This is a genomic window from Caballeronia sp., from assembly GCF_028292365.1.
Lineage (GTDB): Bacteria > Pseudomonadota > Gammaproteobacteria > Burkholderiales > Burkholderiaceae > Caballeronia.
Window position 1 is genome coordinate 1 of record NZ_JAQGMM010000086.1, and the last position, 6,206, is coordinate 6,206.

Consider the following 6,206-nt stretch of genomic DNA (forward strand, 5'->3'; position numbering starts at 1 on the left):
TCGACGAGTCGATCATGATCGGCACGCGCGAGATGTCCGGTTCGGACGCGATCAGGTTCAGGAATCGGACCATGGCCGCTTTCGAATCGAGCATGGCCTCGTCCATGTTGATGTCGATGATCTGCGCGCCGTTCTCAACCTGCTGGCGCGCAACAGCCAGCGCTTCGTCGAACTGGTTGTTGAGGATCATGCGCGAGAACGCCTTCGATCCCGTCACGTTGGTCCGCTCGCCCACGTTGATGAAGAGCGAACCGTCGGTGACGTTGAACTGCTCGAGGCCGGAAAGGCGCATGGTGTGATCGGTCATGGTGTCTCTGGGCGTTGCAGCGTAATTGTCTTGTCGAGGGGTTTGGGCTTCGTGCCAGGCAGTCAGGGAGTCAGGCGGCTTCACGATAATGCGACGGCCACTTCCGTGGCTTTACATCGGCCAATGCCTTCGCGATTTCCGCGATATGTTCCGGCGTTGTTCCGCAGCATCCACCCGCCAGATTCACCAATCCTGCCTGCGCAAATTCCTTCAGCAAGCTCGACGTGACATCGGGCGTTTCATCGAAGCCGGTGTCGCTCATCGGATTTGGCAAACCCGCATTCGGATAACAGGATACATACGTGTCGCAGAGCTTCGACAATTCCGCGATATACGGCCTCATCAGCGCCGCACCCAATGCGCAGTTCAAACCAAACGTCAACGGCCTCGCGTGGCGCAGCGAGTTCCAGAACGCCTCGACCGTCTGTCCCGACAAAATGCGCCCCGAAGCATCGGTCACCGTGCCGGAAATCATGATCGGCAGGAGTTCACCCGTATCCTCAAACAGCTGATCGAGCGCGAATAACGCGGCCTTGGCGTTCAGGGTGTCGAAGATGGTTTCAACCAGGAACAGATCGCAGCCCGCATCCATTAGCGCCTTCGCCTGCTCGTAATAGGCCTGGCGCAGTTCGTCGAAGGTCACGTTGCGGGCGGCCGGGTCGTTGACGTCCGGCGAGATGCTCGCTGTCTTCGGCGTCGGCCCGATCGCGCCCGCGACAAAGCGCGGCTTGTCCGGCGTCGAGTACTTGTCGCAAGCCTCGCGCGCCAGCTTCGCCGACTGCATGTTCATTTCGATCGCCAGCGATTCCATGCCGTAATCGGCCTGCGCCACGGTCGTCGCGCCAAAGGTGTTCGTCTCGAGAATATCCGCGCCGGCAGCCAGATACTGGTCGTGGATCTCACGAATCACATGCGGCTGCGTGATCGACAGCAACTCGTTGTTGCCCTTGATATCGCGTGGATAATCGGCAAAACGTTCTCCGCGATACCCGGCTTCATCGAGCTTGTAGCGCTGGATCATGGTGCCCATCGCGCCGTCGAGAATGAGAATGCGCTGTTGCAAAAGGGCTGGCAACACGGCGCCGCGCGTGTACGGGCGGCGCTCTGCGGCAGATTTCGGGGCGACAGTTTCGAGGGACGGATTCATGATTCACATGGCTCCAAACAGGCTTAAATAGCCCAACATTGTATCTGTAGTGGGGCACGACCGCTTTCTTATGGCGCTTTCAAAAACACCGGACAATCAAGCGCCATGAACAAAAAACCCCGCCACTTTCGTGGCGGGGTTTTGAGGGGGTGTCGCTGGGTGTTCTTACTGCAAAGCTTCGAACGACTTCTAGTGAAGGATCACCGGCTGGTTCATCAAGATGTCGAACTGACCGAGGAACTCGTCCACGTCTTCCAACGATTGTTCTTCCTGCATCAACTTCTGGACATGCTCGCGAAAACGCGCAGCGAGTGCGCCGTCAATGAAGATTTCGCGCTGCATGGTCTTGTCCACGATCTCGTAACCCCCCGCTTTCATCGCGAGATGATTGTCCTGCGGCGGGAATTCGACTACACAATAGTTAGGGCTGTTGTAGATCATTTGCATGGCGACACTCCTTATTCCTGTTTGCCCGTAAGGCGTTTCAACGTCTTACATTGAGCGTTTGGGTTGGAATTCAAGGGGTGGCCTCGACGTTGAGACCGAAAGCCCATCGAGGACCTTTGTTAGACACATTCTCCCGCAAAAATGTTTCCAGAAGTGCCGTGAAACGCTGTGTTTCTTCTACTAGGGACAGACATGACGCATAAAGTATTGCGATTCTTGCATTCCTGATCGAATCTATCACCGCTTTCGTCTGCATCTAAGGCAATGACCCGCTTGGGCGTTTTAATCGATGTAGATTGCGCCCTCAGATCGAAATCTCGGATCGCTTCGGCTAGCTTGGCAAAAACCCTCAACCGATAGCCAACCAACCGTTACCAACCGTTTCACACCTGCCTGGCAGCTGAGCCGACACCTCCATACTGGCTCTCTTCAGAGGCAGTATCAGTTCGGGATCGAACTATCCTCATACACCCACATCCGCGCACGTTCTGGCATCACCTGTTTAACGGAATTTTTCGTCGAATCTTTATGCTTTTAAGCTTACTCGGCCAGACTTAAGCCTGCGTTAAATCGAGCAGACGTCAGGGTTTGTCGGGTGCGGGTGCAGCAGGTGCTGCATCTGCAGACGCATCCGGCGTGCCCGCACCCGATTGACCCTGCGTGGCGGACGGCGGTTGCAGTTTGCCGCGCCAGAGCATTTCGATCTGCATACCATTCGGCTCCGTCTGCAGAATACGCACGGGTAACCAGCTCAATGCAGGTGCAAGCCAGATGTCGAGACGCCGGCGATCGCCTTCGCGTCGTGGCAAGCGGGTGAAATGGCGAGCCTGTACGTTGCCGTCAGCGGTCTGCACGTTTTCATCGCCGACGGTTTCTATCGGCCAGATCTCGTTGCTGTCGTTATCGGCTACGCTGAATTGACGCACGACCCCGGGCTTGTAGCTGTCAGGCGCACCGCGTACCAGACTCGACAACTGCATGACAACGCTGAAACGGTCTTGCGCACCATCGGCAAGCGGCTGGTTGTTCGGCGTGCGGGTGTAGACCAGTTGTTTCGTGGCGCGATCGAAGACGGTGATGTCGGCAGCGCGGCGGCCGCGCTGCTCCGAGTACTGCTCGGGCGCAATGCCGAAGCCGTCAATATGGCCCTTGCTGGAATACACATAGGGTCCGACGAACGGCAAGGGGATGGAGACGACCATCTCGTAGTGCTGGCCATCGTTGACCCAGTGGATGTTGCCGGTCTGGTTCATCACGCCATTGATCCGCGTGTCGTAACGAAGTTCGCCTGACGGCGGGACGCTGATTTTATCGCCGGTTGCCGCGGCTTTGGCAGCCGCAGCCGCTGCTTGAGAGGCGGCTGCGTCACCTGCTGCTTTCGCGGCGGCTTGGGCCGCTGCTTGCGCTGCTTGTTCGGCTTGAGCCGCCTGAGCCGCCTCTGCTGCCTGTGCGGCTTGCGCCGCTTGTGCCACCTGTTCGGTTTGCGGTGTCGTGATGGCGTGCGTGGGTTGGGGTTGCGGCGCCGGCTTAAGAGCCGGCTTAGGCACCGGTTTAGGCTTGACCACGGGCGGCGGTGCGACAGGCTTCGGCGCTTGCGCTACCGGCTTGGGTGTCAGTAACTCGACCTGCACCGGCACATGTTCAGCCGGCACCGGATTCGATGCGTTCCGGCTCCTCTCTACCCATCGCCCGGCTACCCAATGCAGCGCCAGAACAACGAGCAGCGCAACCAGCCACACGACCCATCGAAGGGAATGGTCGGCGGATGAATTGTCGGACGATGCGCCGGAAAGAACGCGACGGCGGCGAAGCAGGAAGAACGGCATCGGCTAGCTCGGAAACGCGCGTGGTCGGGCAAGCAGTAAAACGCTGCAGGGAGATTAATCGGCAACGATCATGACAGAACACCGGATGATCATCGAACCACGCAAGGACCACGCGAAACGCATATGACTCGCGGGCACGCCGCGATGTTCCGCACGCGTGAGCATCGTACGTCCTCAAGTCTTACCGTTCGCCCGGTTTATACCCGAGTTCGTAGGAAAGTTGTCCGGCACATTCGCGCAAGGCGGTGTCAATGTCGCCGCCCCAGCGGGTATCGAATGATCCTTCGTGGCCGAGCGCAATCAGCCCGAGCGCGAGATCGCCGGTCGAGTCGAACACCGGCGTGCAGAACGCGTGGATGGTCGGCAACAACATGCCTTCCACCCGCGCCGCGCCGTGCGCACGGATCTCGGCGAGCACCGGCTCAATGTCTGCCATCGACTGCCGCGTGGCGGCGAGCTCGCGATCGAGCATCACTTGAGTCTTGCTGCGCGGTAGCCATGCCGCAAACAGCAAACCCGTCGCCGATGACAACAGCGGCATGACATCGCCCAGTTTTAACGATGCCTTCGCTGGATAGCTCGACTCCATCCAGTGCACGACAGTGGGCCCCTGATTCCCCCACACCGCGATCCCCACAGTCAGGTCCAGCCGGTCGCGCAACCCCGTCAGCGCGATCCGCGCTAGTTTCACGCCATCGACACGGGCCAAGCGCGCCAGCCCCATCTGCAACGCGAAGCCACCGAGTTCATAGCGCCCGGAAACAGGATCCTGCGAGACTGCGCCCAGCCGCAGGAAACTCACCAGGTACCGATGCGCCTTCGCAGGACTCATGCCGGCACGCTGGGCGAGATCGCGCAGCATCATGGCGCGCGGCTCGTTGGTCAGCACGTCGAGCAGGCGGAAGCCGACTTCGATCGACTGGATACCGGAGCGGGACTTTTCCTCGCCGGCGTCGGCTGTATCGTTCGAGTCCGTGGAGTTCGTGCAGTCTGCGAGGTCGAGGGCTTCGTCGGCTTCGGCCTGTTCGGATGCGGGCAGCGCGGGCAAGGCGGACGAACCGGGACGGCTGGGAGAGGGCATGGAGAAATCGATAACGGCGCAAGCCGCTTCACAAAACAAGGTTAGGTCGGAGGCGCGTGAGCGGCCTATTTAGGGCTGTACAGCGGAGAGACGGTGAACGCGAGATCTGCAACTGGCAAGCGGCATCGCCGCTCAAAGTGGCCATTCACCAGCCCTGCAAACGAACGGCCCAATGCAGCGAACCATTTCCCCCTATCCGCCCGAATCGTTCCAAAACCGCCCCGACATGATTCACCATCGTAAAATAGATTTCCTCCATCGTCACTAAACGTACAAAACGGCTTATGAAACTTGCCACGCTGAAGGACGGAACCCGCGACGGCCAACTGGTCGTCGTATCGCGTGATTTGCGCACGGCCGCCATTGCCGACGCAATCGTGCCGACGCTGCAACGCGCGCTGGACGACTGGACTTTTTACGCGCCGCAATTACTGGATCTCTCGGATTCGCTGAACCAGGGCCGCGCGCGCCACTCGTTCGCTTTCGACCCCAAAGCCTGCATGGCGCCGCTTCCGCGCGCGTTCCAGTGGGCGGACGGCTCGGCTTACGTGAACCACGTCGAACTCGTGCGACGCGCCCGCAAAGCGGAAATGCCGCCCGAATTCTGGACCGATCCCTTGATGTACCAGGGCGGCGGCGACGATCTGCTCGGACCTGAAGACGATATCGTGTGTGCATCGGAGGCTTATGGCATCGACTTCGAAGCCGAAGTGGCCGTGATCACGACCGACGTGCCGATGGCCGTCAAACCCGCGGATGCCCTCAGGCACGTCCGTCTTCTGATGCTGGTCAACGACGTCTCGCTGCGCAACCTGATCCCCGGGGAACTCGGCAAGGGCTTCGGCTTTTTCCAGAGCAAGCCGGCCACGGCGTTTTCCCCGGTGGCGGTTACTCCCGACGAGCTGGGCGATGCGTGGCATGAGGGCCGTGTGCATCGGCCGATGATCGTGCACTGGAACGGCAAGAAAGTCGGCCAGCCCGATTGCGGCACGGACATGGTGTTCAACTTCGGCGAGTTGATCGCCCACGCGGCGAAGACACGCAATGTGCGCGCGGGATCGATCGTCGGTTCGGGCACGGTCTCGAACAAGGATACGAAGCGGGGTTACTGCTGTATCGCCGAAAAGCGTTGCCTGGAGACCATCGAACACGGTGCGCCCACCACGGAGTTCATGAAGTTCGGCGACAGCGTGAAGATCGAAATATTCGATGAAGCCGGCAAGTCGATTTTTGGTGCAATCGATCAGTCGGTCGTGGCGCTGAATGAATAACGGTTGAATAAGCGACGCCGCCAGTAAGGGGTTTCGCCCGATGCGCTCACATGCTGCGCCGCCCTACACTTAGCCGCATTGCGTCGAAACGCTTGGGAAAAACTGCGTCGGCGCACCCATAACAAGG

Annotated in this window: 6 protein-coding genes; 1 reads left to right on the forward strand and 5 read right to left on the reverse strand. The window is 59.6% G+C overall.

The window, feature by feature from the left end; genetic code table 11:
• From JWR14_RS05015 to JWR14_RS05035, 5 genes are all read right to left on the reverse strand, one after another.
• On the reverse strand, positions 1–307 hold a 307-nt coding region (locus JWR14_RS05015; protein ID WP_299702363.1), incomplete at its 3' end, for a dihydropteroate synthase.
• A 70-nt stretch (positions 308–377) separates the two neighbouring features.
• On the reverse strand, positions 378–1,454 hold the full coding sequence (locus JWR14_RS05020; protein ID WP_299702366.1) for a homocysteine S-methyltransferase family protein: 1,077 nt from the start codon (positions 1,452–1,454) through the stop codon (positions 378–380).
• 189 nt (positions 1,455–1,643) lie between these two features.
• Entirely contained in the window at positions 1,644–1,901 is a 258-nt protein-coding gene (locus JWR14_RS05025) for a DUF3567 domain-containing protein (RefSeq protein ID WP_056358215.1), read from the reverse strand.
• Positions 1,902–2,482: 581 nt separating this feature from the next.
• Positions 2,483–3,727 carry a DUF3108 domain-containing protein gene (locus tag JWR14_RS05030; RefSeq protein ID WP_299702396.1) on the reverse strand — a complete coding sequence of 415 codons (1,245 nt, stop codon included), beginning with the start codon at positions 3,725–3,727 and terminating at the stop codon, positions 2,483–2,485.
• A 181-nt stretch (positions 3,728–3,908) separates the two neighbouring features.
• Positions 3,909–4,808 carry an IclR family transcriptional regulator gene (locus JWR14_RS05035; protein ID WP_299702399.1) on the reverse strand — a complete coding sequence of 300 codons (900 nt, stop codon included), beginning with the start codon at positions 4,806–4,808 and terminating at the stop codon, positions 3,909–3,911.
• A 284-nt stretch (positions 4,809–5,092) separates the two neighbouring features.
• On the opposite strand from JWR14_RS05035, the gene JWR14_RS05040 reads away from it, so the two are divergent.
• A complete protein-coding gene (locus tag JWR14_RS05040) occupies positions 5,093–6,079 on the forward strand; it encodes a fumarylacetoacetate hydrolase family protein (protein WP_299702402.1) in 987 nt (328 codons plus the stop codon).
• Positions 6,080–6,206 lie beyond the last annotated feature (127 nt).